Source organism: Streptomyces sp. NBC_01471 (assembly GCF_041438865.1).
Taxonomy (GTDB): domain Bacteria; phylum Actinomycetota; class Actinomycetes; order Streptomycetales; family Streptomycetaceae; genus Streptomyces.
Genome location: NZ_CP109450.1, coordinates 2,719,570 through 2,744,892 on the forward strand (window position 1 = coordinate 2,719,570; position 25,323 = coordinate 2,744,892).

At 70.7% G+C, this 25,323-nt stretch carries 24 protein-coding genes; 13 read left to right on the forward strand and 11 right to left on the reverse strand.

Annotated elements, in window-relative coordinates:
- The first annotated feature begins 11 nt into the window (after positions 1-11).
- The 5 genes from OG285_RS11610 (at position 12) to OG285_RS11630 (ending at position 4,608) form a co-directional block, all read left to right on the forward strand.
- Entirely contained in the window at positions 12-563 is a 552-nt protein-coding gene (locus OG285_RS11610; protein ID WP_356828366.1) for a nucleoside 2-deoxyribosyltransferase, read from the forward strand.
- A 96-nt stretch (positions 564-659) separates the two neighbouring features.
- Positions 660-1,535: a dihydroorotate dehydrogenase gene (locus OG285_RS11615; RefSeq protein WP_356828368.1), complete on the forward strand. Its 876-nt coding sequence runs from the start codon at positions 660-662 to the stop codon at positions 1,533-1,535.
- Positions 1,532-2,395: a creatininase family protein gene (locus tag OG285_RS11620; protein WP_371790911.1), complete on the forward strand. Its 864-nt coding sequence runs from the start codon at positions 1,532-1,534 to the stop codon at positions 2,393-2,395. Before OG285_RS11615 ends, OG285_RS11620 begins: the two co-directional genes overlap by 4 nt.
- Complete coding sequence (locus OG285_RS11625) at positions 2,392-3,741, forward strand: NtaA/DmoA family FMN-dependent monooxygenase (protein WP_356828372.1); 1,350 nt, start codon at positions 2,392-2,394, stop codon at positions 3,739-3,741. The genes OG285_RS11620 and OG285_RS11625 overlap by 4 nt, the downstream gene beginning before the upstream one ends.
- A gap of 306 nt (positions 3,742-4,047) precedes the next feature.
- Positions 4,048-4,608, forward strand: coding sequence for an NAD(P)H-dependent oxidoreductase (locus OG285_RS11630; protein WP_371790912.1), 561 nt, complete (start codon positions 4,048-4,050; stop codon positions 4,606-4,608).
- 148 nt (positions 4,609-4,756) lie between these two features.
- On the opposite strand, the gene OG285_RS11635 is transcribed toward OG285_RS11630, so the two are convergent.
- Complete coding sequence (locus OG285_RS11635) at positions 4,757-5,167, reverse strand: helix-turn-helix domain-containing protein (RefSeq protein ID WP_356828376.1); 411 nt, start codon at positions 5,165-5,167, stop codon at positions 4,757-4,759.
- A 92-nt stretch (positions 5,168-5,259) separates the two neighbouring features.
- Between OG285_RS11635 and OG285_RS11640 the strand changes: the two genes are divergently transcribed.
- From OG285_RS11640 to OG285_RS11650, 3 genes are all read left to right on the forward strand, one after another.
- Entirely contained in the window at positions 5,260-6,837 is a 1,578-nt protein-coding gene (locus OG285_RS11640; RefSeq protein WP_371790913.1) for an MFS transporter, read from the forward strand.
- A 235-nt stretch (positions 6,838-7,072) separates the two neighbouring features.
- On the forward strand, positions 7,073-8,305 hold the full coding sequence (locus OG285_RS11645; protein WP_371790914.1) for an Ig-like domain-containing protein: 1,233 nt from the start codon (positions 7,073-7,075) through the stop codon (positions 8,303-8,305).
- A 140-nt stretch (positions 8,306-8,445) separates the two neighbouring features.
- A complete protein-coding gene (locus OG285_RS11650; RefSeq protein WP_371793506.1) occupies positions 8,446-9,948 on the forward strand; it encodes a hypothetical protein in 1,503 nt (500 codons plus the stop codon).
- Positions 9,949-10,001: 53 nt separating this feature from the next.
- Here the strand turns inward: OG285_RS11650 and OG285_RS11655 are convergent, their stop codons facing one another.
- Positions 10,002-11,048, reverse strand: a complete 1,047-nt coding sequence (locus OG285_RS11655; protein WP_356828380.1) for an NAD(P)-dependent alcohol dehydrogenase — start codon at positions 11,046-11,048, stop codon at positions 10,002-10,004.
- A gap of 169 nt (positions 11,049-11,217) precedes the next feature.
- On the opposite strand from OG285_RS11655, the gene OG285_RS11660 reads away from it, so the two are divergent.
- On the forward strand, positions 11,218-12,078 hold the full coding sequence (locus OG285_RS11660) for a helix-turn-helix domain-containing protein (RefSeq protein WP_371790915.1): 861 nt from the start codon (positions 11,218-11,220) through the stop codon (positions 12,076-12,078).
- 120 nt (positions 12,079-12,198) lie between these two features.
- On the opposite strand, the gene OG285_RS11665 is transcribed toward OG285_RS11660, so the two are convergent.
- The 4 genes from OG285_RS11665 to OG285_RS11680 form a co-directional block, all read right to left on the reverse strand.
- Positions 12,199-12,882, reverse strand: coding sequence for an ABC transporter ATP-binding protein (locus OG285_RS11665; RefSeq protein WP_356828384.1), 684 nt, complete (start codon positions 12,880-12,882; stop codon positions 12,199-12,201).
- Between the two features lie 56 nt (positions 12,883-12,938).
- Positions 12,939-14,423, reverse strand: coding sequence for an ABC transporter permease (locus tag OG285_RS11670; RefSeq protein WP_356828386.1), 1,485 nt, complete (start codon positions 14,421-14,423; stop codon positions 12,939-12,941).
- Positions 14,424-14,588: 165 nt separating this feature from the next.
- Positions 14,589-15,857, reverse strand: coding sequence for an Ig-like domain-containing protein (locus OG285_RS11675; RefSeq protein ID WP_356828388.1), 1,269 nt, complete (start codon positions 15,855-15,857; stop codon positions 14,589-14,591).
- A gap of 226 nt (positions 15,858-16,083) precedes the next feature.
- Positions 16,084-16,440 (reverse strand): hypothetical protein, encoded by a 357-nt coding sequence (locus tag OG285_RS11680; protein ID WP_356828390.1) that lies wholly within the window; start codon positions 16,438-16,440, stop codon positions 16,084-16,086.
- A gap of 112 nt (positions 16,441-16,552) precedes the next feature.
- Here OG285_RS11680 and OG285_RS11685 point away from each other — a divergent pair, with 112 nt between their 5' ends.
- Positions 16,553-16,807 carry a hypothetical protein gene (locus tag OG285_RS11685; protein WP_356828392.1) on the forward strand — a complete coding sequence of 85 codons (255 nt, stop codon included), beginning with the start codon at positions 16,553-16,555 and terminating at the stop codon, positions 16,805-16,807.
- Positions 16,808-16,848: 41 nt separating this feature from the next.
- Here the strand turns inward: OG285_RS11685 and hutH are convergent, their stop codons facing one another.
- From hutH to OG285_RS11710, 5 genes are all read right to left on the reverse strand, one after another.
- A complete protein-coding gene (hutH, locus tag OG285_RS11690; RefSeq protein ID WP_371793507.1) occupies positions 16,849-18,387 on the reverse strand; it encodes a histidine ammonia-lyase in 1,539 nt (512 codons plus the stop codon).
- 123 nt (positions 18,388-18,510) lie between these two features.
- Positions 18,511-19,662 carry a diguanylate cyclase domain-containing protein gene (locus OG285_RS11695; protein WP_371790916.1) on the reverse strand — a complete coding sequence of 384 codons (1,152 nt, stop codon included), beginning with the start codon at positions 19,660-19,662 and terminating at the stop codon, positions 18,511-18,513.
- A 90-nt stretch (positions 19,663-19,752) separates the two neighbouring features.
- Positions 19,753-20,577 (reverse strand): enoyl-CoA hydratase/isomerase family protein, encoded by an 825-nt coding sequence (locus tag OG285_RS11700; RefSeq protein ID WP_371790917.1) that lies wholly within the window; start codon positions 20,575-20,577, stop codon positions 19,753-19,755.
- Positions 20,578-20,653: 76 nt separating this feature from the next.
- Complete coding sequence (locus OG285_RS11705; RefSeq protein ID WP_356828398.1) at positions 20,654-21,799, reverse strand: adenylate/guanylate cyclase domain-containing protein; 1,146 nt, start codon at positions 21,797-21,799, stop codon at positions 20,654-20,656.
- A gap of 134 nt (positions 21,800-21,933) precedes the next feature.
- On the reverse strand, positions 21,934-22,869 hold the full coding sequence (locus tag OG285_RS11710) for a biotin--[acetyl-CoA-carboxylase] ligase (protein WP_371790918.1): 936 nt from the start codon (positions 22,867-22,869) through the stop codon (positions 21,934-21,936).
- 119 nt (positions 22,870-22,988) lie between these two features.
- Here OG285_RS11710 and OG285_RS11715 point away from each other — a divergent pair, with 119 nt between their 5' ends.
- The 3 genes from OG285_RS11715 to OG285_RS11725 all read left to right on the forward strand — a co-directional run bounded on the left by OG285_RS11715 (position 22,989) and on the right by OG285_RS11725 (position 25,310).
- Positions 22,989-24,572, forward strand: a complete 1,584-nt coding sequence (locus OG285_RS11715; RefSeq protein WP_356828402.1) for an acyl-CoA carboxylase subunit beta — start codon at positions 22,989-22,991, stop codon at positions 24,570-24,572.
- 48 nt (positions 24,573-24,620) lie between these two features.
- Positions 24,621-24,827 (forward strand): acyl-CoA carboxylase epsilon subunit, encoded by a 207-nt coding sequence (locus tag OG285_RS11720; protein ID WP_356828404.1) that lies wholly within the window; start codon positions 24,621-24,623, stop codon positions 24,825-24,827.
- Between the two features lie 135 nt (positions 24,828-24,962).
- Complete coding sequence (locus tag OG285_RS11725) at positions 24,963-25,310, forward strand: VOC family protein (protein WP_356828406.1); 348 nt, start codon at positions 24,963-24,965, stop codon at positions 25,308-25,310.
- The last annotated feature ends 13 nt before the right edge of the window (positions 25,311-25,323 follow it).

The following is a 25,323-nucleotide window of genomic DNA, read 5'->3' on the forward strand; positions in this document are numbered from 1 at the left end:
GAGTTTTCCACATGGCTACCACCCCCAACCGGTCCGGGCTGCTCGCTGGTCTCGACGTCTTCGTCGGCGGCCCGATCCAGCACGCGATCCTGCCAGAGGGCTTCGCGGGCGACCTCCAGAGCGCCATCACCAGGGCCATCGGCACCGTCCGGGACAACGGCGGCAACATCTTCTCCGCCCATGTGGCGGAGAAGTTCGGTGAGGACACCGCACAGTTCACTCCCGATCAGGTCTCGGTCCGTGACTTCCGCTGGATGCGCAAGTGCGACGTGTTCGTCCCCGTGCTGCCGGTGCTGCCCGACCTCACCCTGCGCCGCACCGACGGCACCCACGTCGAACTCGGCTGGGCCACCGCGCTGGGCCGTCCCATCGTGCTGGTCACCAAGCAGCCGTTCGTGGACTCCGCCAGCCACCTGCTGAAGGGGCTGCACCGGGTGGGCTCGGTTCAGGTCATCGACTTCGACGAGTTCAACGAGAAGCCCGGCCTGTTGATCGACGCCGTTCTCGCCGCCACCGAGGTCCAGCGGGAGGCGCTCGGGTCGGCCGCCGGCATCAGCGTCTGACGGTCCTCGCGGCCACCTGCTCCCACGCGCCCGGTGACCCTGGCCCTCGGCCCGTCGACCGCGCATCCCCGAGCCGCTTCACCACGGAGGATTTTCTTGTCCGGCGTACGCATTCTGGGACTTACCCTCAAAAACGCGGTCGTTGTCGGATCTGGTCTGCTCACCGACCAGGAACGCAACATCCGCAAGCTGCTGGCGACCGGTGCAGGCGCTGTCGTCACCAAAACGATCCACCCGAATCCGCCCCGGGATCTCGACGAGCGGATCTTACGACTGCCTTCGGGCATGCTCAACAGCACCACGTACTCCAAGAGGTCCGTCGAGCACTGGCTGGCGGTACTGACCTCCTTCGCGGAGGAGCAGTTACCGGTCATCGCCTCGCTGCACGCCGACAGTCCGTCCGAGCTCGGTGAGCTCGCCGCACGGGTGGAGGCCACCGGCTGCCGGGCGCTGGAACTCGGCATCTCCTGCATCAACGAGGAGCCGGGCGGCGAGGACGACAACCCCGACCGGGTCTACGCCTACACCACAGCCACCCGCTCGCGTACGGCGCTGCCGCTCTCGGTCAAACTCGCCATCGGCGAGGGCCTGGACGACCGGGTCCGCGCCGCCATCGCGGGCGGCGCGGACGCCGTCACCGTCAGCGACACGATCTCCGGTGCCGCCGTCTCGCCCGAAAGCGGTGAACTCGAACTCGGCGGTGTCTTCGGCTACTCGGGCCCCGCCATCAAACCCCTCGTACTCGCAGCCATCTGGCGGCTGCGCCGACGCGGATTCGAACTGCCCGTGCTGGGGTGCGGTGGTGTGAGTTCCGGCCAGGACGTCGCCGACTACCTGAGCGTGGGTGCGAATGTGGCCCAGGTCTACACGGCGCTGCACACCGACATGTACGAGACGCTGGACCGGATCGTCACCCAGACCGATGCCGTTCTGGGGCGCCAGGCCGACCAGCCGGCGGGAGCGGCCCGGTGACCCAGCGGCCGTTCTCCGCCCTGACCAGCTCCGAAGTGAACCGGTCCGTCCAGGGCAGGACCCTGGTCTGGCCCATCGGCGCCACCGAACAGCACGGCCCGCATCTCCCGCTCAGCGTCGACTCCGATCTCGCCGAGGCGTTCGCGGCCGAGATCGCCGCCGGGCTCGACGCATTCACCCTGCCCGTGCACCAGATCGCCGCCCGCTCACTCCCACAGAGCGGCGGCGGGCTCTCCTTCCCCGGGACGCTGTACGTCGGCGGCGACACCCTGATCCGTTACCTGCGGGAAGTACTGGAGTCGCTCGTCGCGCTCCCCTTCGAACGCCTGATCATCGTGAACGGCCACTTCGAGAATGAGCCGTTCCTCTTCGAAGCGCTCGACCAGGTACGGGGCCGGGGGCTCCTGGACGGCCCCGAGGTCTACGCGTTCAGCTGGTGGAGCCTGGTGCGGGAATCCTGGATCGCCGCCGAGGTGCCCGGCTTCCCGGGCTGGCACGCGGAGCACGCGGGCCTGACCGAGACCAGCCTGATGCTGCACCTGCGCCCGGAGCTGGTGACCGAGGAGCGGCCCGAACACGACAGCCCGCCGCGCAGCGGGGTCTACCTGCACCCCATCGACGTGAAGCAGACCACCAACAACGGCATCCTGTCGTCCACTTCGGGCTCCAGCGCGGAGCTCGGCGAGAAGCTCTTCCGGCACGTGACCGACGAGGCCCTGGCCATGATCCGGCAGGGCGAAGGGCTGCTGCTGGCACGCAGCCGCCCGGACCGACGAGGCCGTACGTCCCCCAACGGCCATGAAGAGGGCCTGCGGCGGGCCACACCGCCCGCAGCTGCAACGAAGGGACGAGGCGCATGACCAACAGCAACGCACAGCGCGAATCCGACCAGGCGGCGGGGAAGTTCCATCTCGCCTTCATCTTCAACTTCACTCCGGACGACTGGCAGGGACCGTTCGGGACCGGCGGGTCGCCGTGGGACGGCAAGTTCCACACCGAGGTGGCCCAGGCACTGGAGCGCGCCTGCTTCGACTACGTCATCATCGAGGACAAGCTGATGGTCCCGGAGTCCTACGGCGGATCCTCCGAGGCAGCCCTCAAGCAGGCGATGGTGGTGCCCAAGCACGACCCCGTGCCGCTGGCCGTGGCCATGGGGCTGTCGACCTCACAGCTGGGCATCGTGTCCACCCTGTCCACGCTGGCGTATCCGCCGTTCATGACCGCGCGGCTCTCTTCGACCCTGGACAGCATGCTGGGCGGCCGGTTCGGCTGGAACATCGTCACCAGCGCCGAGAACCTGGCCGCACAGAATTTCGGCCTCGACAAGCTGCCGTCGCGCGATGCCCGCTACGAGATGGCGGACGAGTACGTCGATGTCGTCAGGCAGCTCTTCGCCTCCTGGGACGCCGATGCTGTCGTACTCGACCGCGAGAAGGGCGTGTACGCGGACCACACCAAGGTCCGTCCCATCCACTTCAAGGGCAAGTACTTCCAGGTGCGCGGCCCGCTCAACACCGTGCCCTCGCCGCAGCACCGGCCCGCCTTCGTCCAGGCCGGGGCCTCACCGCGGGGCCGGGCGTTCGCGGCCCGCAACGCGGACTCGATCATCGCCATCGCCAACGGCGTGGAGGGCATGAAGCAGTTCCGCGACGAGGTGCGGACCCACGCCAAGGACCACGGGCGCGACCCGGACGACATCAAGGTCCTGTTCTGTGTCACGCCCGTGCTCGGCGAGACCGAACAGGACGCGTGGGACAAGCACACCCGGATGATCAACTCACCCGAGTTCATCCACGACATCCTCGCCGAGACATCCGCGCTCACGGAGATCGACTTCGCGCAGTTCGATCTGGACGAGCCGCTCCCGTACCGGCTGGAGACCAATGGGGAGCAGGGCTCGCTCGACCAGCTCCAGCAGTGGGGCAGCGGCAAGACGCTGCGCGAGCTGGTCGTCGACGCCGCGGGCGGTCTGGTCTCCTCGATCGAGCTGATCGGGACCCCGGACCAGGTGGCCGAGCGGATGGGCGAGGCGATGGAGGAAGTCGGCGGCGACGGCTTCATGATCACGACCCCGGTGCTGCGGCTGAACCGCCGCTACATCGCGGAGGTCACCGACGGGCTCGTGCCCGCGCTCCAGCGCCGGGGGCTCACCCGCTCCGTGTACACACCGGGAAACACGCTCCGGCAGAACCTGCTGGAGTTCTGAGTCCGGTTCCGCGGCCATGTGCTGCCGTTGTGGCCCACGGGCCGGATCCCGATGGGCCACAACGGCAGCACGGCCGTGGAACCGGAGTGCGCCGGATCAGGGCCGGCCGCGGGCTTGCGCCAGTGCCGGTGTCGGCCCTCCGGCCAAAACCGCGAGGAGGGCATCCGACCTGGCGCGAGGGGACTTGTCCCGGGTGCGGTGCGTCCTCGGGAGAGCCGGACGGCCGCTCCGGGCAGGCCACGGGCCGGCGGGAACCATGAGCCGCATCCGGCCCTCCCCGGCCATCTGACAACTCACGGAGAATCCATGTCCGTCCACATCCTCGCCCTCGTCGGCAGCCTGCGCTCCGGCTCGTACAATCGCCAGCTGGCCGAGGCCGCCGTCAAGCGCGCCCCCGAGGGCGTCGAGGTCACCGTCTACGAGGGCCTGGCCGAGATCCCCTTCTACAACGAGGACATCGACACCGACGAGCAGCGACCCGCCGCCGTCGCCCGCCTGCGCGAGAGTGCCACGCGCGCCGACGCGCTCCTGCTCGTCACCCCGGAGTACAACGGCACCATGCCCGCCGTGCTGAAGAACGCCATCGACTGGCTGTCCCGCCCGTACGGCTCCAGCATCCTGGCGGGTTCGCCGACTGCCGTCATCGGCACCGCCCTCGGCCGGTACGGCGGTGCATGGGCCCAGGACGACGCCCGCAAGTCGGCCCGTATCGCCGGCGCCACGGTCCTGGAGGGCCCCACACTCGCGATACCCGGCTCAGTGGCCCGCTTCGCCGAGACGCACCCGGCCGACGACACCGAAGCAGTCGCACAGCTGCGTCAGGTGCTCGGCGCCCTCGCCGCCACCATCGGGGTCTCCGCGCCCTGAGCGCCTTGCCCAGCCCGCCACGGCAGGCCGGGCAAGGCGCCGGGACCCCTCCGCCTGCGCTTCCGCACGCGCTCCGCCTCCGCCGTGGCCGCCGTCCTGCACCCGTCCTGCACCCGTCCTGCACCCGCCAGGGATGACGGGACGGCCCTCAGGCGCGAACGGCGGTCAGGTCCGTGTCCTCATCTCGCGAATCGGCCACCGGGAATTCCCCGTCGGCGCCGGTCACCGCGGCCCGGCTCGCCCGGTACCAGCGTCCCCAGGTATCGAGCTGGTCGGCGATGCCGTCAAGGCTGCGTCCGATCTCGGTGAGTGAATACTCGACCTTCGGCGGCACCTGACGGTAAACGGTCCTCATCACCAGTCCGTCGGTCTCCATTTCGCGCAGCTGACGCGTCAGCATGCGCTGGGTGATGCGAGGCATCGCACGCCTCAGCTCACTGAACCGCCTTGTCCCAGCCAGGAGTTCCTTCAGAATGGCCAGTTTCCATCGCCCGCCCAGAACTTCCATGGCACATTCGATCGCGCAGTATTCCGGCGTCTCTTCCGCACTGTCGCGCACGGCTTCACCTCCACCACGGTATACATCTTGATACTACGTCACATCAAAGACCGTACTTGTGCCTTCCATTCGTATCCCACGATAGTGCGAGCATGACGAATGGCGATGCCCCCGCAAATAATCCGGCCGAGCCGGATGTCATCTCGCAGCGGCGCAAATGGATGGTCCTCGCGGTGGTTTCCACCAGCCTCCTCCTGTGCGGAATCGACCTGACCGTTCTGCACGCGGCGGTGCCGAGCATGGCACTGGACCTGCATCCCAGCGGAGTGCAGCTGCTCTGGATCGTCGACATCTACTCACTGACGCTCGCCTCGCTGCTGGTCACCTGCGGCACCCTCGGGGACCGGATCGGGCGCAAACGCATGGTGCTCAGCGGTTTCGCCGTGTTCGGGCTGGCGTCGGCGGCCGCCGCTTTCTCCAACACGACGCCTCAACTGATCGCCACCCGGGTCGCGTTGGGCATCGGCGCCGCGATGATCATGGCGTCGACCGTGGCCATCATCCGTGTCGTGTTCACCGACGCCCGGGAACGGGCCACCGCGATCGGCATCTGGACCTCGGCCCACAGCGTCGGCGCCACCCTCGGACCGCTGCTCGGCGGCCTGATCACCGAGCGCTGGGGCTGGGGTGCGGTCTTCCTGGTCAACGTGCCCATCGTGCTGGTCATCCTCGTCGTGGGCGCCCGAGTGGTGCCGGAGTCCCGCAACCCCGCCCCGCGCCACTGGGACATGGCCAGCGTCGCCATGTCGATCACCGGGCTCGCGGGGGTCGTGTACGCCCTCAAACAGGCGGGAGAGCACGTGGGCGTCGACCCGCTCATCCTCGCTGCGGCCTTCGGCGGTGCACTGCTGCTCTACCTGTTCGTACGACGGCAGCGCCGGCTGGCCGAACCTCTGCTGGACTTCTCGCTCTTCAGCGACCGCCGCTTCTCCACCGCGACGGTGTGTGTGATCGGCTGCTTCGGCAGCTATGTGGCCCTGCTGTTCTTCCTCACCCAGTGGTTCCAGCAGGTCGGCGGGTTCTCGCCGGTCCGGGCAGGACTCGCCCTGATGCCCATGGCCGCCGCGAATGCCGTGGGTGCCACGACCGCACCCTGGGCCTCGGCGCGTTGGGGCAATCGCTGGGCCCTGACCGGATCGCTCACCCTGTTCGCCGCCGCGGCGGCCGCCCTTGCGCTGACCGGCGACACCGGGCACTACGGCCAGCTCATCCCGCCCCTCATCGCCGCCGGGCTCGGCGCGGGAGTCGTCATGACCCTGGGCGCGGACTCCATCATGGCCGCGGCGCAGCCCGAACGCTCCGGGGAGGCCGCCGCCATCCAGGAAACCTCCTTCGAGCTCGGCGCCGGCCTCGGCGTGGCCATTCTGGGCACCGCACTGACCGCGACCTACCGCACCGGGCTGCCGGACGTGGCCGGCCTGAGCGCACAGCAGCAGAGCACCGCGCAGGAATCCTTCGCCTCGGCGGAGGAAGTCCTGAAACAACTCCCGTCGGCAACGGCGATCCGGCTCACCGCAGCGGCACGCCACGCCTACGACCAGGGCTTCACCACGGTCGCGGGTGCGGCCGCGGCAGTCCTCGTGGCCACCGCGGTACTGGCCGCTGCCATGCTGCGGCCGCGGACGGCGCGGTGCGAGGAGGAGCCGGCGGAGGCGAAGGCGACGCCGTAGGGCTGGAGCTGGGCGTGGCCCCGATCAGCCGGTCGGGGGCCACCGTTCTCCCGTCACCGACGGCCCCCGGCCGGCCCCCGCACCCCCCCGGTAAGCGCAACCAGAAGTGTCACTCCGCATCCGCTGCCGCAGACTGCAGACAGAAAGCCGATCTAAAAGCACACGAAAGCTGACAGAACGCGCCAAGGCCGGGCGATCCACCCGGCCCTTCCTCGTCGCAGTGGAGGCGAGAGCTTTGATACCGATCAGCCGTCCCCGGATCCGATGGGCCGTCCTCCTGGCCCTGCTCACCGTCGGGGCGCTGGCGCTCGCCGCCTGCTCCGCAGGGTCCGGCGGCGGCAGCGGCGGTACGAAGACCCCGGTGCCCACCAGCACGAGTACGCCCCGGGCCCGGCTCACCACCACACCGGGGGACGGGGCCAAGAACGTCGGCATCAACACCGGGGACATCCGGGCCGCCGTGGAGAACGGCACCCTGACCTCGGTCACCCTGACGGACCAGAACACCGGCCGGGCCATTCCCGGTGCGATGGCCACGTCCAAGGTCTCCTGGCGGCCGGGGAAGGGCCTGAAACGCGGCACGCCGTACGTGCTCACCGCGAAGGCCAAGGACCCGGGCGGCAAGACCCTGGCGAAGATCTCCCACTTCACCACCGTCGCCGAAAGCAATTCGGTGATCGCGTTCTTCACCCCCGAACCGAGCACCAAGGTCGGTGTCGGTATGGAGGTCTCCTTCAACCTCGACAAACCGGTGAAGGACGAGAAGGCCGTCGAATCGGCCGTCACCATCACGTCGAGCGGCGGCGAACAGGCCGTGGGCCACTGGTTCAACCCGCAGCGTCTCGACTTCCGGCCGAAGGAGTACTGGACGCCGGGGTCGGTGGTGAAGGTGCGGCTGAAGCTGGCCGGTGTCGAGGTCTCCCCCGGTGTGTACGGCGTGCAGGACAAGACGTTCTCGTTCACCGTCGGGCGGTCCCAGATCTCCACCGTGGACGCGGCGAAGCAGTCGATGACCGTGGTGCGCGACGGCAGCCCGCTCAAGACCATCCCGGTCTCCAGCGGCTCCCCGTCCCACGGCACGTACAACGGCACGATGGTGATCTCGGAGAAGTACCAGCAGACCAAGATGGACAGCACGACGGTCGGGCTCGGCAGCGAGTACAACATCCCGGACGTGCCGCACGCGCAGCGGCTGACCCGGTCGGGGACCTTCATCCACGGCAACTACTGGGCGGCGCCCAGCACGTTCGGCTCGCAGGCCACCAGCCACGGCTGCATCGGGATGCGGGACGCGCAGGGCGGTACGGACACCTCCACCCCGGCCGGCTGGTTCTACACCAACTCGCTGATCGGTGACGTGGTCATCGTGAAGAACTCGGCCGGGGGCGGCAAGGTCACCCCGGACAACGGCATCAACGGATGGAACCTCCCCTGGGCCGACTGGACGGCCGGGAGCGCGCTGAAGTGACCTGGGCAGGATGAGGCACCGACCGGCGCACCGCCTAGGGTTTCCCCGTGGGGATGACTGAGAAGGTTCAGCTGCGCGCCGGGGGAAACATACGGCCCAGCAGCCCGAGTTCCGGGCGGAGTCCGGGCCGGTGGTGGTTCGTGCCGCTGGTGGCCACCGGCTGCGTCCTTCCGCTGTACGCGGTGTGGGCGACGGTGCTGGCCACCGGGGGCGGGGATCTGGCAGCCCAGTTCGCCTGGGCCGGTTTCGCGTCACGGCATCCGGCATCCGCGTACAACCTGTTCTGGTACGGCGGGACCCACACCGCCAACTACAGCCTCCTGACGCCGTATCTGATGGCCTGGTTCGGCACCACGACCGTCTCCGTGCTGGCCGGGACCGGCGGGACCTGGGTGCTCTCCCGCCTCGTCGTGCGCACCGGCGTGCGGTGGCCGCTGGCGCCAGCCGTGCTCGGTGCGCTCGCGCTCTGGTGCAATGTCGCGTCCGGGCGCACCACCTTCGCGGTGGGGGTGGCCATGGCACTGCTCGCCGTGCTGTGGCTGGAGCGCCGGGTCGCGGCGCCGGTGTGCGCCGCGCTCGCGACGATGGCGAGTCCGGTCGCCGGGCTGTTCCTGGTGGTGCTCGCGGGCGCCCTCCTACTCGACCGGCAGTGGCGCAGGGGGCTGGGGCTCGCGCTGCCGCCGTTCGTGGTGGTCGCCGCGACGACGCTGGTCTTCCCGTTCCAGGGCGAGCAGCCGATGGCCGCCGGAAAGCTCTGGATGCCGCTGGCCGCGTGCGCCGCGCTGGCGCTCGCCGCGCGGCACCGGATCGTCCGGTACAGCGCGCTGGTGTACGGGGCGGGCGTCGTTCTGACCTACCTGATCCCCTCTCCCATCGGGACGAACGTGGAGCGGCTCGTCGGTCTGGTGGGGCCGGTCGTGCTGCTGGTCGCGGCCCTCGGTGAGGACACCCGGGCGCGGCGCGCCCTGCTGGTCGCCGCGCTCTGCCTGAACTGCTACTGGCTCGCCGACAAGACCGCCGACGACCTGCGGATCTCGACCACCGTGCCCGCCTGGGCCGCCGACACGAAGGGGGTCGTCACCGCGCTGCGCGGACTGCGCGCCGACCGCACCCGGGTCGAGGTGGTGCCCGCCCGCAACCACCGCGAGGCCACCCTGCTGGCCCCGCACGTGAACATGGCCCGCGGCTGGAACCGCCAGCTCGACGTGGAGCGCGGGCGGCTCTTCTACGACGGGTCGCTGACCGCCACCACGTACCGGGCCTGGCTGGACCGGTTCGCCGTCGGGTACGTCGTGCTGCACGACGGCCGCCCCGACGGCCCGGCCGAGGGCGAGGCCGCTCTCGTACGGTCGGGGCCGCACTGGCTCCAGCCGGTCTGGCACGACGCCCACTGGCGGATCTACCGGGTACGCGGTGCGACCCCGCTGGTGGAGGCACCCGCGAGCGTCGTGAGCGGCGGCGACGCACGGCTGGTGGTGCGTGTGCCGCGGCCCGGGACGGTGACGGTACGGATCGCGTACTCGCCCTGGCTGCGGGCGAGCGGCGGCGGATCGGTGCACCGGCGCGGGAAGTGGACCGGGCTGACGGTGCGGCACGCGGGCGACTACCGGCTCGGCTCGGGGTACCGCGCACTGGTCGGCTGAGCGGGCCGGCCGGCGGTGCCCGGACGGCCCCGCCCGTCCGGCCGGGCGAGGCCTCAGATCGTCGCGGTGTCGATCACGAAGCGGTAGCGCACATCGCTGCTGACCACGCGCTCGTACGCCTCGTTGATCCGGTCGGCGCCGATCACCTCGATCTCCGCGCCGAAGCCGTGCTCGGCGCAGAAGTCCAGCATCTCCTGGGTCTCGCGGATGCCGCCGATGCCGGAGCCCGCGAGGGTCTTCCGGCCGCCGATCACCGAGAACAGGTTGAGCGAGACGGGCTCCTCGGGGGCGCCGACGTTGATCATGGCGCCGTCCGTCTTGAGCAGACTCAGGTACGAGTCGAGCGGGAGCGGCGCGGAGACCGTGGAGACGATCAGGTCCAGGGTGCCCCGGAGCTCCTCGAAGGTCTTCGGGTCGCTGGTGGCGTAGTAGTGGTCGGCGCCCAGCTTCAGCCCGTCCTCCTGCTTTCGCAGCGACTGGCTCAGCACGGTCACCTCGGCGCCCATCGCGTGTGCGATCTTGACACCCATGTGACCGAGGCCGCCCAGGCCGACGATGGCGACCTTCTTGCCGGGCCCGGCCTTCCAGTGGGCGAGCGGCGAGTAGGTGGTGATCCCGGCGCAGAGCAGCGGCGCGGCCACGTCGAGCCCGATGCCCTCGGGGATGCGCAGGGTGTAGTTCTCGTCCACGACGATGTGCGTGGAGTAGCCGCCGTAAGTGGGCTCGCCCTGCTTGTCGCGGGCGTTGTACGTGCCGATGTTGCCCCGGGAGCAGTACTGCTCAAGGCCGGCCCTGCAGTTGTCGCACTCCCGGCAGGAGTCGACCATGCAGCCGACACCGACCCGGTCTCCGACGGCGAACTTGGTGACCCCGGGGCCGACCTCGGCGACGATCCCCGCTATCTCGTGACCGGGGACCATCGGGAAGATGCCCTTGCCCCAGCCCTCCCGGGCCTGGTGGATGTCGGAGTGGCAGATACCGGCGAACTTGATGTCGATCAGTACGTCGTGCTCGCCGACCGGCCGGCGCGGCACGGTGGTGCGCTCCAGCGGGGCCTTGGGAGCGGGGGCGGCGTACGCGGCGACGGTGGTGACAGTCATCCGGAAACGATCTCCTCAGAAATGGGGTGGTCCCTCCAGCCTGCCGGATGGTTCAGCTTTCACACATGGGCTGCCGTCTCCCTGCTGTGCCTACGCCCACTGTGCGTACCACTGGCAGGGTCAGGATGGTCCGCGTACGACCAGGGGGACGGGCGCGGATACTGGAGGTATGGACCAGCGTGCCGAACTCAGTGAATTCCTCCGTTCCCGCCGGGCCCGCCTCCAGCCGCAGGACGTGGGGCTGCCCGATCTGGGCAGGCACCGCAGGGTGCCCGGGCTGCGGCGTGAGGAGCTCGCACAGCTCGCCGGGGTGTCCGTGGCGTACTACACCCGGCTGGAACAGGGCCACGGCAGCAATGTCTCCAGCGACGTCCTGGACTCCGTGGCGCGGGCGCTGCGGCTCTCGGACGCGGAGTGCGCGCACCTGACGCACCTGGCGGGGCCGAAGCCGAAGAAGAAGCGGGCCGCTGCGGCCAGGCCGCAGCGGATGCGGCCCGCGCTCCAGCATCTGATGGACGCGATGGACGGTGTCCCCGCGTACGTCCTGGGACGGCGGATGGACATCCTCGGCTCGAACCGGCTGGCGCGTGCGCTGTTCGGTGACTTCACGGCGCTTCCGGCCGATGGGCGCAACATGGCGCGGATCGTGTTCCTCGACCCCAACTCGCGTGATCTGTACACCGAGTGGGAGTGTGTGGCGGCCGAGATGGTCAGCGCGCTCCGGTTGTTCGCGGGCTGCTTCCCCGACGATCCGCAGCTGTCCGCGCTGGTGGGCGAGCTGTCGGTGAAGAGCGACGAGTTCCGGGTGCTGTGGGCGGCGCACACCGTGCGGGACAAGGGCCACTGCGTCAAGCAGCTGCACCATCCGCTGGTGGGTGCGCTGACGCTGGCGTACGAGACGCTGAATCTGCCGGGCGACCAGGACCAGAGCCTGATCACCTACCACGCCGAGCCGGGCTCGGACGCGGTGGAGACCTTGCGGCTGCTGGCGTCCTGGGGCGTGGACGAGGCCCCGCGGCTCAGCCGGTAGACCGGTGGGAGGACCGGCCCCGGCCGCACCCCGCGACCCGGTACGACCGCCCTCCGTACGGCCGCACCGGGTGGGCCCGGATCCCGGGAGACAGGCCCTGCACCGTCCGGGGAGAAAGCCCTACGCCGCCGCGTTCTCGGTGATGGTGACCTTGCCCTTGCGGATGGTCGCGAGCCGGGGAGCCCGGCGGGCGAGCGCCGTGTCGTGGGTGACCATGACGAAGGTCAGCCCGTGCTCCTTCCAGAGCACTTCGAGCACCTCCATGATCTCGTCGCGCATGCCCTCGTCGAGGTTGCCCGTCGGCTCGTCGGCGAGCAGCACCTTGGGGTTCTTGACCAGCGCGCGGGCGATGGCGACGCGCTGCTGCTGCCCGCCGGACATCTCGGACGGGAGGTGCCCGAAGCGCTCGGCGAGGCCGACGGATTCCAGGGCGTCGGCAGCCCTTCCGCGCCGTTCGGACGGCCTGAGACCGAGCGGGACGAGTGCGGTCTCGACGTTCTCCTGGGCGGTGAGCGTCGGTATCAGGTTGAAGGACTGGAAGACGAAGCCGATGTTCTGGGCGCGCACCGTGGTGAGCTTGGCCTCGCTGAGCTTCCCGAGGTCCACCCCGTCGAGCACGACGCTGCCCCCGGTCGGCCGGTCGAGGCCGCCGAGCATCTGGAGGAGGGTGGACTTGCCGCCACCGGTGGGACCCTGGATGACCAGCCGGCCGCCGTCCTCGATGGTCAGGTCGACCCCGGCGAGCGCGTCGATGGTCTTCTTGCCGCGCTGGTAGCGCTTGCTGACTCCGCTGAGTTCGTACATGGAACGGTCTCAACTCCTGCTGTACGGAAAAGGTGGGGGTACGGACGGGCGGGGCGCTACTCGACGCGGCGCAGGGCGTCCGCGGGCCGCAGCCGCGAGGCGCGCCAGCCGCCGAAGCCGCCCGCGATGAGCCCGCCGGCCACGGCCAGGGCGACCGCGACGCCGATGGTGGAGACCGAGACGGGCGCGGTGAGCGCGATGTCGAGGGCCTTCGACGCGGCCTGCCTGCCGCCGCCGAAGCCGCCCCGCATCCCGCCGCCGAAGCCGCCTCCCCCGAAGCCGCCGCGCGCTCCGCCGCCGGACGAGCCGACCGACGCGGACAGCGTCGGGCTGATGGCGGTCACGATGTACGCGCCCGCCAGTCCGAGCGCGATCCCGATGACACCGCCGAGCAGCCCGTTGACCAGCGCTTCGCCGACGACCTGGCGGGTGACACGGCCGCTCTTCCAGCCGAGCGCCTTCAGTGTGCCGAACTCCCGCACCCGGCGGCTGACGGCCGAGGAGGTGAGCAGCCCGGCCACCAGGAAGGCGGCGATCAGGACCGCGATCGACAGCCACTTGCCGACGTTGGTGGCGAGGTCGGACGCGGTGGAGAGGGAGCCGGAGACGGTGTCCGCCAGGTCGGCGGACGTGGTGACCGTGGTGCCGGGAACGTTCTTCTGGACGGCCGACTTGACGCCGGAGATCCGCTGGGAGTCGGTGGCCTTGACGTACACCGTGGTGACCTTGTCCTTGGCACCGGCGAGCGTCTGGGCCTGCTTCAGCGGCAGATAGAGGTTGGCCGCCGCGTCCCCGCTGTCGGGGGTGGCGACCCCCACGATCTTGTACGCGACCGAGGAGATGGTCACGGTGGAGCCGACCGCGAGCTTCTTCTTCTTGGCGTACGAGGCGTCGACGACGGCGACCCTCGCGTCGGTCTCCGTGCTGGTGAAGGTGCGTCCCGCGGTGATCTTCGACGAGGTCAGCGGGCCGAGGCCGAGGTGGGCCACGTCCGTCCCGTACACGGTGTACGAGTCGACGCCGAAGTTGGCGCCGCCGCCCCGGACCTCACCCTGCGGGGCTCCGGCACCGCCGCCCCTGCGGCCGGTGGCACCGGCGCCGCCCGCCCGCTGCTTGAACTCGCCGCGCTTGAACTGGCCGTCGACCTTCAGCACGTTGAGGCTCAGCCCGCCGACGGCACTGGAGACACCGCTCTGCTCGCCAACCTTGCCGACGGTCGCCGACGACAGGGTCTGGAAACCCTGCACCATCACCCGGTCGCTGCTCTGCTTCGAGTCGTCGCCGCTGCCCTTCGCGCCGAACTGGAACGTGGGTCGTGCGTTGCCCCCGGTGGTCCCGGCGGGCGCCTCGGCCTTCGTGACCGTCATGTCCGTACCGAGGCCGTACAGGGACTGCAGGACCTTGTCCTGCGCCTGGCCCATCCCTGCGGAGACCGAACTGACGACGATGACCAGCGCGATGCCGAGGGCCAGCCCGGAGGCGACGACGAGCGCCGCCTTTCTGCGTCGGCGCAGCTCGCGCCGGAGATAGGTGAAGAACATGCGGTGAAATTAGGACCCGCCCGTGATGGCGGGATAAGGCCGGCGTGAGAGCCGGATGAGAAGGGCGCCGCAGGACGCGGGGCGGGCCGGAACGCCGACGGCGGCCCGTCCACAAGGGACGGGCCGCCGTCGTACGGGGGTGGGGCGGGCTCGCGCCCGGTCCGGTCAGGCTTCCGAACCGGCCTTCCACGCGGACCAGTTCAGGTTCCAGCCGTTGAGGCCGTTGTCCGGCTGGATCGTCTTGTCGTGGGAGTTCTTCACCACGACCACGTCACCGATGAGCGAGTGGTTGTAGAACCACGCGGCCGAGGTGTTCGGGTCGTTGGCGCCCTTGGTGTCGGAGAGCCCGACACAGCCGTGGCTGGTGTTCGAGTTCCCGAAGAGGGACTTGGCACCCCAGTAGTTGCCGTGGATGAAGGTGCCGGAGCTGGACAGCCGCATGGCGTGCGGGACGTCCTTGATGTCGTACTCGCCCTTGCCGTCGGCGTTGGTGAAGCCGACCGTGGAGCCGTCCATCCGGGTCTGCTTGTACTTCTCCGAGATCACCATCTGGCCGTTGTACGTGGTGTGCTCGGGGGAGCCGGCCGAGATCGGGATGGTCTTGACCGTCTTGCCGTCCTGCGTGACCTTCATCGTGTGCGCGGCTGCGTCCACGACGGAGACCTGGTTGCGGCCGATCTTGAAGCTGACGGTCTTGTCCTGGACGCCGGTGACGCCGCTGGCGCCCTCGACCCCGTCCAGGGCCAGCTTCATGGTGACGGTCGACCCTTCCTTCCAGTACTGGTCGGGACGGAGGTCAAGGCGCGTGGAGCTGAACCAGTGGCCGACGACCTGCTGGCCGCTGCTCGACGTCACCTTGACGGCGTCCTCGACGGCCTTCTTGTTGGTGATCGGCTTGTCGAAGTTGATCGAGACCGGCATGCCGACGCCGACGGTCGAACCGTCCTCGGGCGTGAAGTTGCCGATGAAGCTGTGCGCGGGAGAGACCGTCGTGAACGACGAGTTCTCGTGCGCCTGGCGCCCCTTGGCGTCCTTGGCCGTGACAGCGATCTTGTACGTGGTCGAGCGCTCGAGCGGGGCGTCCGGCTTCCAGCTGGCGCCGTCGGCCGAGATGGTGCCCTTGACCGCCGTGCCCGTGGAGCTGGTCATCGCGACCTGGGTCAGCTTGCCCGAGGTGACGGCGACCTTGGCGTCCTTGTTGATGCCCGCGTTGTCGGCACCGCTCTTGGGCGTGATCGCTATTCGGGCGTCGGAGGTGTCCTTCGCCGCGGCCGCGTCGACCGCGGACTGCGAGGACTTGTTCGTACCGTCCGGGCCGCCGGCCTTGCTGTCGCCACCACTGCAGGCCGACAGCACCAGTACGCCGCCGAGCAGAGCGGACGCAGCCATCAGGCCCTTGCGCCGCCTACTTTCCGTCATCACACGCTTCTCCATCGTTGCCGAATACCCCGAAAATCCCCGAGCAGGTCACCTTGAGCGCCGTGACTGTGTGCCCGCACTGCTCTTTAAGAACATCTGTACCGATGTGTCGGTTCCCCATCTGGTGAAGATGTGTGAAACAACACGTCCGGCCGGGGAGGCCCACCGGCCCCCGGAGTGCGGTGTCCGCACTCCGGGATCCCGCGCCGCTCCCCCGTGGATGCCTTGCCGTGCAACGGAGTTACGGAGTCACGTCCGTCCCGTCGCCCGGCCCATCCTCCTCGTCCAGGTCCCATTCAAGCGAATCGGGGTCGTAATCGATCTGTTCGCTCGACCACCCGGCCTGGACGAGCTCGACCCCCGGCACCTCGCCGAGCAGGTCGAGCGGGTCCACCAGGTGGGCGACCGCTTCTGCAGCGTCTTCCCGGACAGCGGCCTCGGCATGCGTGCGGTCCTCTCCGAGCATGCCGGGCTGTGCCCCTTCCGCGTCGTCCGCGATCCGTTCGAGCGCGGCCTCACAGAGCGCGGGGGCGTCGTGCACCTCCAGCACCAATTCGACCTTGAGGCGTACATAGCGGGATGTTTCTTCGTTGGTCATGCGACGGAGCGTAAGGCTCCTGACGTCCGCGGCTTTCCTGCGACCCGCTGCTTTCACTAGCATCGGCGCACAAGAGCGCCAATTCAGGTTTGCAGTAAGGGAGATCGAGTCTGTGTCAGCCCGCCGGCCGCTGTTGACCGCCGCATCGGCGGGGGTCCTGCTCTGCGCCCTGTGGTTCGTCCCGTCCGCACACACCACCGGTGATCAGCGCTCCGCTGCCCCCGCGCACCCGGGGCAGCGGCACGCCGCCGCTCTCCCGGCGGCGACCGGGAGAGCGGACACCACCGGGTACGTGGTCGGCGGATCCCTGTTCCTGGGACTCGGCGCGGCCTCGGTCGTCTACGCGCGCCGGACCCACACCGGCTGACCCGGGCCCGCACGTCAGCGCGGCCGGCCCGGGCCCGCACGTCAGTCCAGCGTCCCCGTCACCGACTCCGCGGCCCTGACCAGGCCACCGTCCCGGACGAAGGCGTCGGCCGCGGCCAGGTCGGGGGCGAGGAACCGGTCCGGGCCCGGACCCTCGACGCCCGCCCGGCGCACGGCCTCGATCACCGCGCTGCTGGCGGGCGCGGGCGTGAGCCCCTCGCGCAGTTCGATGGCGCGGGTGGCCGCGTACAGCTCGATGGCGACGATCCGGGTGAGGTTGTCGACGGCGGTCCGCAGCTTGCGGGCGGCCGACCAGCCCATCGAGACGTGGTCCTCCTGCATCGCGGAGGACGGGATCGAGTCGGTGGACGCCGGGACGGCGAGCCGCTTCATCTCGCTGACCAGGGCGGCCTGGGTGTACTGGGCGATCATCAGGCCCGAGTCGACACCGGCGTCGCCGGCGAGGAAGGGCGGCAGCCCGTGCGAGCGGTTCTTGTCGAGCAGCCGGTCGGTGCGGCGCTCCGCGATGGAGCCCAGGTCGGCGGCGGCGATGGCCAGGAAGTCGAGGACGTACGCGACGGGGGCACCGTGGAAGTTCCCGTTGGACTCCACCCTGCCGTCGGGGAGCACCACCGGGTTGTCGACGGCCGAAGCCAGCTCGCGCCCGGCGACCGTACGGGCGTGCGCGAGGGTGTCCCGGCCCGCGCCCGCGACCTGCGGGGCGCAGCGCACCGAATAGGCGTCCTGGACGCGGGGGGCGTCGTCCTGGTGGTGCCCGGTGAGGCCGGAACCGGCAAGGACCTTCAGCATGTTGGCGGCCGCTGCTCCCTGGCCGGGGTGCGGGCGGATGGCGTGCAGTTCGGCGGCGAGGACCTTGTCCGTGCCGAGCAGCGCCTCCAGCGACAGGGCCGCGGTGATGTCGGCCGACGTGTAGAGCTTCTGGAGGTCGGCGAGGGCCATGACGAGCATGCCGAGCATCCCGTCGGTGCCGTTCAGGAGGGCGAGGCCCTCCTTCTCGCGCAGTTCGACCGGGGTGATCCCGGCGGCCGCGAGCAGCTCGGCGGCGGGGCGCACGGTGCCGTCGGGACCCTCCGCGTCGCCCTCGCCGATCAGGGTGAGCGCACAGTGCGAGAGCGGGGCCAGGTCTCCGGAGCAGCCGAGCGAGCCGTACTCGTGCACGACGGGGGTGATGCCCGCGTTCAGGATGTCCGCCATGGTCTGCGCGACCTCGGGGCGCACCCCGGTGTGCCCGGAGCAGACGGTCTTGAGCCGCAGGAACATCAGCGCCCGTACGACCTCGCGCTCCACCTGCGGGCCCATGCCGGCGGCGTGCGAGCGCACGATGTTGCGCTGGAGCTGGGCGCGCAGCCCGGGGCTGATGTGCCGGGAGGCGAGCGCGCCGAACCCGGTCGAGACGCCGTACACCGGCTCGGGCTTGGCGGCCAGCGCGTCCACGATCTCGCGGGCGGCGGCCAGGGCGGCGAGGGCCTCGGCGGAGAGCTCGATACGGGCGTTGCCGCGGGCCACGGCGAGGACGTCGTCGGCGCTGGTGCCGGACGTTCCCACGACGACTGTGTGCATATCCATATTCAGCAGCGTACGTACTGAATCTCGAACTGTCACTACCGATGAAGGGGTGGGCCCCTTACGGGCCGGCGGCCCGTCCCGGGCAGGGCCCGGCGCCGCGTCCCCGAGGCAGCAGCCCTACGTACCGGAGTCGGGCCGCTTGCCCCGCAGGCGCCGCCGGTCGCCGGTCGGCGAAGGCGTGTCGGCCAGCCGCATCACCGCCCCGTCCCGCCCCGCCACCACCGGCTTCACCGACCGGGCGGCCTTCGCCCGGTACTGCGCGGCGTCCGCGAGACGGAACAGCCGGCGGGCGGACTTCAGCGGCCCGATCGGATCGCCCGTCGACGCGACCCCGCACGCCACCCCGTCCCCCAGCTCCAGCTCACCCGCCCGCACACAGAGGTCGTCCGCGACCGCGATCACCGCGTCCGCCGAAGGACCCACCGAGAGCAGGCAGAACTCGTCACCGCCGAGCCGCGCCGCCAGCGCGCCGGGCAGCATCGCGCCGCAGACCGAGAGGACCGAGCCGAAGCGTTCGAGGAGGCGGTCGCCGACCGCGTGGCCGTGGGTGTCGTTGACCTGTTTCAGGCCGTTGAGGTCGCAGACCATCAGGCTGACGACCGTCCCGTCGGCGAGGAACCGCTCGACCGCCGCGTCGAGCCCGATGTCGACCGCGCGCCGGTTGGCGAGCCCGGTCAGCGGGTCGGTGAAGGCCAGCTTCCTGACCTCCTCCAGGCGTTCGGTCTGCGCGAGCCCGGCCGCCACCACCGCGGCCAGCACCGTCGCGAAGTCCGCGTCGGCCCCGTCAAAGACCGGCGTCCCCACCGGCCTGGCGACATACAGCTCGCCCCAGGCCCGGCCGCGCAGCACTATCGGCGCGACCACACAGCTGCCGCGTCCCCGCCGGCGCAGCGCGGCCACCCGCTGGTGGCAGTAGCCGGCCGGCGCCTCCGACGACTCGGCAGGGCCGTCGGCCGTCTCGACCCAGGCGTTGGGCTCGCCGCCGCTCGCCCACCGCTCGTGCAGGAATTCGGCGATCTCCGGGAAGCGGTTCACCGGGTAGGTCTCGGCGTCGGGGAACTCGGCCTCGTCCTCGACCCGCTCCCCCACATTGGCGAGCACCTTGAGCCGTCCCAGCTCCCGTTCCCAGACCGAGAGCGCGGCGAAACTGCCGCCCAGCGCCTCGCAGGCACCGAGCGTGGCCGCCCGCCAGGACGCACGCGGGGTCTGCGCCGACGCCATGGCCTGCGCCAGCGTCACCACGGCCCGCAGCCGCACATCGTCACCCATTGCATCAGCTTAAGGACGATGTGCGGCTTTTGAGCAGTTATGCGTTACAGACGGTGACAAGCGGGCGTACCGGGGCGCCCCCGCAGGCCCTCACTCGCCGGGCCACTGCGGCTTCCGCTTCTCGTTGAACGCCGCCACGCCCTCCGCCCGGTCCCCGGAGAAGGCCACCGACCGCCAGGCCGCGTCCTCGACTTCGAGACCGGCGCGCAGATCGAGCCCGTGCCCCAGCCGCAGCGCCCGCTTGGCCGCCCGCAGCCCGACCGGCGAGTTCGCCGCGATGCGCCCCGCGAGCTCCAGCGCCCCGGTACGGGCGTCATCGGCCAGGATGTCGACGAGCCCCAGCTCCCGCGCCTCGGCCGCCTCCACCCGCCGGGCGCTGAACACCAGCTCGGCCGCGCGGGCGGCGCCGACCCGGCGCGGCAGCAGCTGCGTACCGCCGCCGCCGGGGATCACGCCGACCGACACCTCGGGCAGCCCGACCACGGCCGTCGCGTCGGCGACGATCAGATCGCAGGCGAGCGCCAGCTCGAACCCGCCGCCCAGCGCGAAGCCGTGCACGGCGGCCACGGTGGGCATCGGCAGCTCCAGTACGCCGGTGTACGCGGCGCGCGCCGTGGGGCGCTGGCGCACCAGTTCGGCGTCCGTGAGGGAGTTGCGCTCCTTGAGGTCGGCGCCCACGCAGAAGGCCCGGTCGTGGGTGGAGGTCAGCACCACGGTCCGCGCCGAGGGGTCCGCAGCCAGGGCGTCGCAGGCCGCCGCGATGGACCGCGCCATCTCCGTCGACACGGCGTTCATCGCCTTGGGCCGGTCCAGGACCAGCTCGGCGACATGGCCGTTCCGCCGCACGACGACGTACTCGCCGAACCGCCGCTCGCTCTCCGTGCCCGTTCCGGTATCTGAGATCTCTGAGGTCATCCGCGCACGATAGGCCAGCGGACACCGCGGGCGTCAGCCCCCGAAAGGGGCCGGCCTCGCACGCCGGAGCGCGTCGTCACGTCGTACGGCGGGAGAGCAGCCACGGTTCGACCACACCGAGCCCGCGCACCGGCCGCTGCCACATCGGCTGGAGGGCGAAGCGGTAGGCGGGCGGCTCCTCGCCGCTCTTCGCGGCGCGCTCGGTCTCCGCCGCCGCCTCCGACTCGGAGACCGGGGCGTCGCCGTGGCGCCCCAGTTCCTCGGCGAGCGCGCCGTCCACCAGGACCGTGTCCTTGGGCGCTATCGAGGTGAGCCGCGAGGCCAGGTTCACCGTCGTGCCGAACACGTCGCCCATCCGGGTCGTCACCGTGCCGAAGGCGATGCCGACCCGCAGTTCCGGCATGGTCTCGTCGTTGCTCATGGTCTCGATGAGCCGCAGGGCGATCTCGGCCGCCGTACCCGCGTCGTCCGCCGCGTACAGCACCTCGTCGCCGAGGGTCTTGATGAGCCGGCCGCCGTGCGCGGCGACCAGGTCGGCGCAGGTCGTCTCGAAGGCCTCGACCAGCTCGCCGAGCTCCTCCTCCTCCAGCCGCCGGGTCAGCCGGGTGAAACCGACGAGGTCGGCGAAGCCCACCGCGAGCCTGCGGTCGACCATCTCCTCGTCGTCCGCGGCCTGCACGACCCGCCCGGTGGCGGCCGCCAGCTGACGCCGCCACACATAGCGCAGGAACTCCTCCAGCTCCGGAAGCAGCAGCTCCACCAGCGGGTACGTGACCTCGGTGCGGGTCATGCCCGGCTCGGGCGGCTCGGTGAGGCCCGCCAGGAAGGAGTCGATCTGCCACTCGGCGAGCCGGGCGGTGGTCTGGCCGGTGGACCGCGCGACCTGCACGGCCATCGGCTCGCTCAGCAGCCCCGCCTCGACGAGTCCGGCCAGCCGCCGCAGCGCCAGGACGTCCGCCTCGGTGAGCGCCTTGGCCTGGCCGATGTCGGGGAAGCCCATCGCCCGCCAGAAGCGGGAGGCGAGCTCCATCGAGACACCGGCCGTACGCGCGGCCTGGAAGGGCGTGTAGCGGCGGTCGGCGCCGAGGATCAGCTGTTCGAGACGGATCGCGAGCGGATCGTTGGTCGGCTCCGCGGTGTGATCGACCTCATGGTGGGGGGTGCGGTACGGAGAGAAAGGGGGCTCCTCGTCCGCGCCCGACGAGATGTCGTCGACGGTCACCTGCCGCCTCCTGCCCATTCCCTGCGCACTGCCCTGCCGATCTGGCTGACGCTCCGTGCTGATCTGCCCGCGGATCGCCTCAACCATACGGCAGGTGTGCCGTAGCTCACGTGCCCGGCGCAGTCCGGCCGGTTTCAGACCGGCCGGAGGTGCACGATGTCACCCGCGCCGACCGGCTGCACCCCGTCCTCGGTGGCCAGCACCAGCCGGCCGTCACCGTCGACGGCGACGGCCTCCCCGGTCAGCGAGGTGCCGCCGGGCAGCTCGGCCCGGACCGTGCGGCCCAGGGTCGAGCAGCCCGCCGCGTACGCCTCCTGGAGCCGTGAGGCGGCCGGATCGCCGCCTTCGGCGCGCCACTCCCCGTACCACTGCTCCAGGGAGCGCAGCACGGCGCGCAGCAGCGGATCCCGGTCGGTGGAGACCGCGCCGGCGAGGGCCAGCGAGCCCGCGGTGGGGACGGGCAGCTCATCCGCGCGGAGCGAGACGTTGAGGCCGACACCGACCACGACGGCGCCGTCCGCGGTGCGTTCGGCGAGGATGCCGCCCGCTTTGCGCTCGGCGCCGGAGGGGGCCTCCCCCGGACGGAGCCCGTCTGACTCCTTGGGGTCCTTGAGGTCCTTGAGGTCCTTGGGGTCCCTGGGGCCCTCGGGGACCGTGACGAGCAGGTCGTTCGGCCACTTCAGCGCGGTGTCGACGCCCGCCGCCCGGGAGAGGCCGGCGGCCACGGCGACCCCGGTGAGCAGCGGCAGCCACCCCCAGCGCTCGGCCGGGACCCGCGGGCCCGGCCGCAGGAGTACCGAGAAGAAGAGCCCGGACCGCGCGGGCGCCGACCAGCTGCGGTCCAGCCGCCCGCGGCCCGCGCTCTGCTCCTCGGCGACCAGCACCGCGCCCTCTTCGAGACCCGCGGCCCGCCCCGTGAGGTCCGAGTTGGTGGACCCGGTGGCCGCGACCACGTCGAGCGAGGTCCACAGCGACCCCGGCCGCACCAGCGCGCGGCGCAGGGCCGTCTCGTTCAGCGGCGGGCGCTCCAGATCCGACCAGCGGTTCTCAGGTACATCGGATGACGTCATGCAACCCACAGTAGGTGTGGCAAACGACGCACTGCCGAGGCGCACCAGCGCCGATACGCTACGTGCCAGTAGCCGAAACGCCCTGTCAGACGCCTGAGCACCCAGGGAGCCGCATCCCGATGTCCGAGCCGGATGAGAACAACGTCCACACCACCGCGGGGAAGCTCGCGGATCTTCAGCACCGCATCGAAGAGGCGACACACGCCGGTTCGGCCCGCGCGGTCGAGAAGCAGCATGCCAAAGGGAAGCTGACAGCCCGTGAGCGGGTGGAACTGCTCCTCGACGAGGGGTCGTTCACGGAGCTGGACGAGTTCGCCCGGCACCGGTCCACGAACTTCGGCATCGAGAAGAACCGCCCGTACGGCGACGGCGTGGTGACCGGTTACGGCACGGTCGACGGCCGCCCGGTCTGCGTCTACTCGCAGGACTTCACCATCTTCGGCGGCTCGCTCGGCGAGGTGTACGGCGAGAAGATCGTCAAGGTCATGGACTTCGCCATGAAGACCGGGTGCCCGGTCATCGGGATCAACGACGGCGGCGGCGCCCGTATCCAGGAGGGCGTGGCCGCGCTCGGCCTGTTCGCCGAGATCTTCCGCCGCAACGTCCACGCGTCGGGGGTGATCCCGCAGATCAGCCTGATCGTCGGACCGTGCGCGGGCGGCGCCGTGTACTCGCCCGCGATCACCGACTTCACGGTGATGGTCGACCAGACCTCGCACATGTTCATCACCGGGCCCGACGTCATCAAGACCGTCACCGGTGAGGACGTCGGCTTCGAGGAGCTGGGCGGCGCCCGCACGCACAACACCACATCCGGTGTGGCGCACCACATGGCGGGCGACGAGAAGGACGCGATCGAGTACGTCAAGTCGCTGCTCTCCTACCTCCCTTCGAACAACCTCTCCGAGGCGCCCGCCTTCCCGGAGGAGGCGGACCTGGAGACCTCGGACACCGACCGGGAGCTGGACACGCTCATCCCGGACTCCGCGAACCAGCCGTACGACATGCACACGGCCATCGAGCACGTGCTGGACGACGGTGAGTTCCTGGAGACGCAGGGCCTGTTCGCGCCGAACATCGTGACCGGTTTCGGCCGGGTCGAGGGCCACCCGGTCGGCATCGTCGCCAACCAGCCGATGCAGTTCGCGGGCTGTCTGGACATCAACGCCTCCGAGAAGGCCGCCCGGTTCGTCCGCACCTGCGACGCGTTCAACGTCCCGGTCATCACCTTCGTGGACGTGCCCGGCTTCCTGCCGGGTGTCGACCAGGAGTACGGCGGCATCATCCGGCGCGGCGCCAAGCTGATCTACGCGTACGCGGAGGCCACGGTCCCGCTGATCACGGTGATCACCCGCAAGGCGTTCGGCGGCGCGTACGACGTGATGGGCTCCAAGCATCTGGGCGCCGACCTCAATGTCGCCTGGCCCACCGCGCAGATCGCGGTGATGGGCGCCCAGGGCGCGGTGAACATCCTGCACCGCCGCACCATCGCGGCCGCGGACGACGCCGAAGCGACGCGCGCCCAGCTGATCTCGGAGTACGAGGACGCGCTGCTCAACCCCTACGTCGCGGCCGAGCGCGGCTACGTCGACGCGGTGATCATGCCGTCGGAGACCCGCCGGCACATCGTGCGGGGGCTGCGTCAGCTGCGTACGAAGCGGGAGTCCCTGCCGCCCAAGAAGCACGGCAACATCCCGCTCTAGGCTCCGGACAGCGGACCTCTACCCCTCATCCCCACGAAGGGCTCGACGATGATCAAGGTCGTACGGGGAAACCCGACCCCGGAGGAGCTGGCCGCCGCCGTGGCGGTGGTCCAGGCGCGTGCCGCCGCGGCGGTCTCCGTGCCGTCAGGAGCGCCGCTGCCACCCGAGGAGTGGTCCGATCCGGCACGCATCGCCCGCCACCGGATACAGCAGCCGGGGCCGCGGGCGTGGGCGCGCACCTACTGGCCGGGGTGACGGGGAGACTCATCGGCGGCGCCCGCCGATGAGTCTCCGCCGCGGCGGGAGTCACCACCCGTGTACGCCCTCCGGACACCCCTGCCGTACGGAGGTGTCCCGCCGCGAGAGCCCGCCGCGAAAGGAAGTCCCGTCATGGCCTTCACGCACGTACTGGCGGTCGCCCCGGTGACCGACATCGAGACGTCGGCCGCCTGGTACGAACGACTGCTCGGCAGGCCCGCCGACACGCGGCCGATGGAGACCCTGGCCGACTGGCACATCACCGGCTCGGGCTGGATCCAGGTCTTCGTCTCGCCCGAGCACGCCGGAAAGGCGCTGCTCAACCTGGCGGTCGACGACCTGGACACCGTCCTGGCGGAGCTCGCCGGCCGTGGTCTGACGGCGGGCGGGGTCCAGCCGGGCGGGGAGCGCGCCCGGTTCGCCGCCCTCCACGACCCCGACGGAAACCGGGTCACCCTGATCGAGAACCCGGTCGCCTGACAGGGCTCGGGAA

Bases quoted from the DNA above. Each gene is read 5' to 3' on its own strand.
- OG285_RS11630 (WP_371790912.1), top strand. From the start codon at position 4,048: ATGTCCGTCCACATCCTCGCCCTCGTCGGCAGCCTGCGCTCCGGCTCG.
- OG285_RS11720 (WP_356828404.1), top strand. From the start codon at position 24,621: ATGATCAAGGTCGTACGGGGAAACCCGACCCCGGAGGAGCTGGCCGCC.
- OG285_RS11665 (WP_356828384.1), bottom strand. From the start codon at position 12,882: ATGTACGAACTCAGCGGAGTCAGCAAGCGCTACCAGCGCGGCAAGAAG.
- OG285_RS11695 (WP_371790916.1), bottom strand. From the start codon at position 19,662: ATGGGTGACGATGTGCGGCTGCGGGCCGTGGTGACGCTGGCGCAGGCC.
- OG285_RS11640 (WP_371790913.1), top strand. From the start codon at position 5,260: ATGACGAATGGCGATGCCCCCGCAAATAATCCGGCCGAGCCGGATGTC.
- OG285_RS11715 (WP_356828402.1), top strand. From the start codon at position 22,989: ATGTCCGAGCCGGATGAGAACAACGTCCACACCACCGCGGGGAAGCTC.
- hutH (WP_371793507.1), bottom strand. From the start codon at position 18,387: ATGCACACAGTCGTCGTGGGAACGTCCGGCACCAGCGCCGACGACGTC.
- OG285_RS11660 (WP_371790915.1), top strand. From the start codon at position 11,218: ATGGACCAGCGTGCCGAACTCAGTGAATTCCTCCGTTCCCGCCGGGCC.
- OG285_RS11675 (WP_356828388.1), bottom strand. From the start codon at position 15,857: ATGGAGAAGCGTGTGATGACGGAAAGTAGGCGGCGCAAGGGCCTGATG.
- OG285_RS11625 (WP_356828372.1), top strand. From the start codon at position 2,392: ATGACCAACAGCAACGCACAGCGCGAATCCGACCAGGCGGCGGGGAAG.
- OG285_RS11680 (WP_356828390.1), bottom strand. From the start codon at position 16,440: ATGACCAACGAAGAAACATCCCGCTATGTACGCCTCAAGGTCGAATTG.
- OG285_RS11670 (WP_356828386.1), bottom strand. From the start codon at position 14,423: ATGTTCTTCACCTATCTCCGGCGCGAGCTGCGCCGACGCAGAAAGGCG.
- OG285_RS11655 (WP_356828380.1), bottom strand. From the start codon at position 11,048: ATGACTGTCACCACCGTCGCCGCGTACGCCGCCCCCGCTCCCAAGGCC.
- OG285_RS11700 (WP_371790917.1), bottom strand. From the start codon at position 20,577: ATGACCTCAGAGATCTCAGATACCGGAACGGGCACGGAGAGCGAGCGG.
- OG285_RS11610 (WP_356828366.1), top strand. From the start codon at position 12: ATGGCTACCACCCCCAACCGGTCCGGGCTGCTCGCTGGTCTCGACGTC.
- OG285_RS11725 (WP_356828406.1), top strand. From the start codon at position 24,963: ATGGCCTTCACGCACGTACTGGCGGTCGCCCCGGTGACCGACATCGAG.
- OG285_RS11710 (WP_371790918.1), bottom strand. From the start codon at position 22,869: ATGACGTCATCCGATGTACCTGAGAACCGCTGGTCGGATCTGGAGCGC.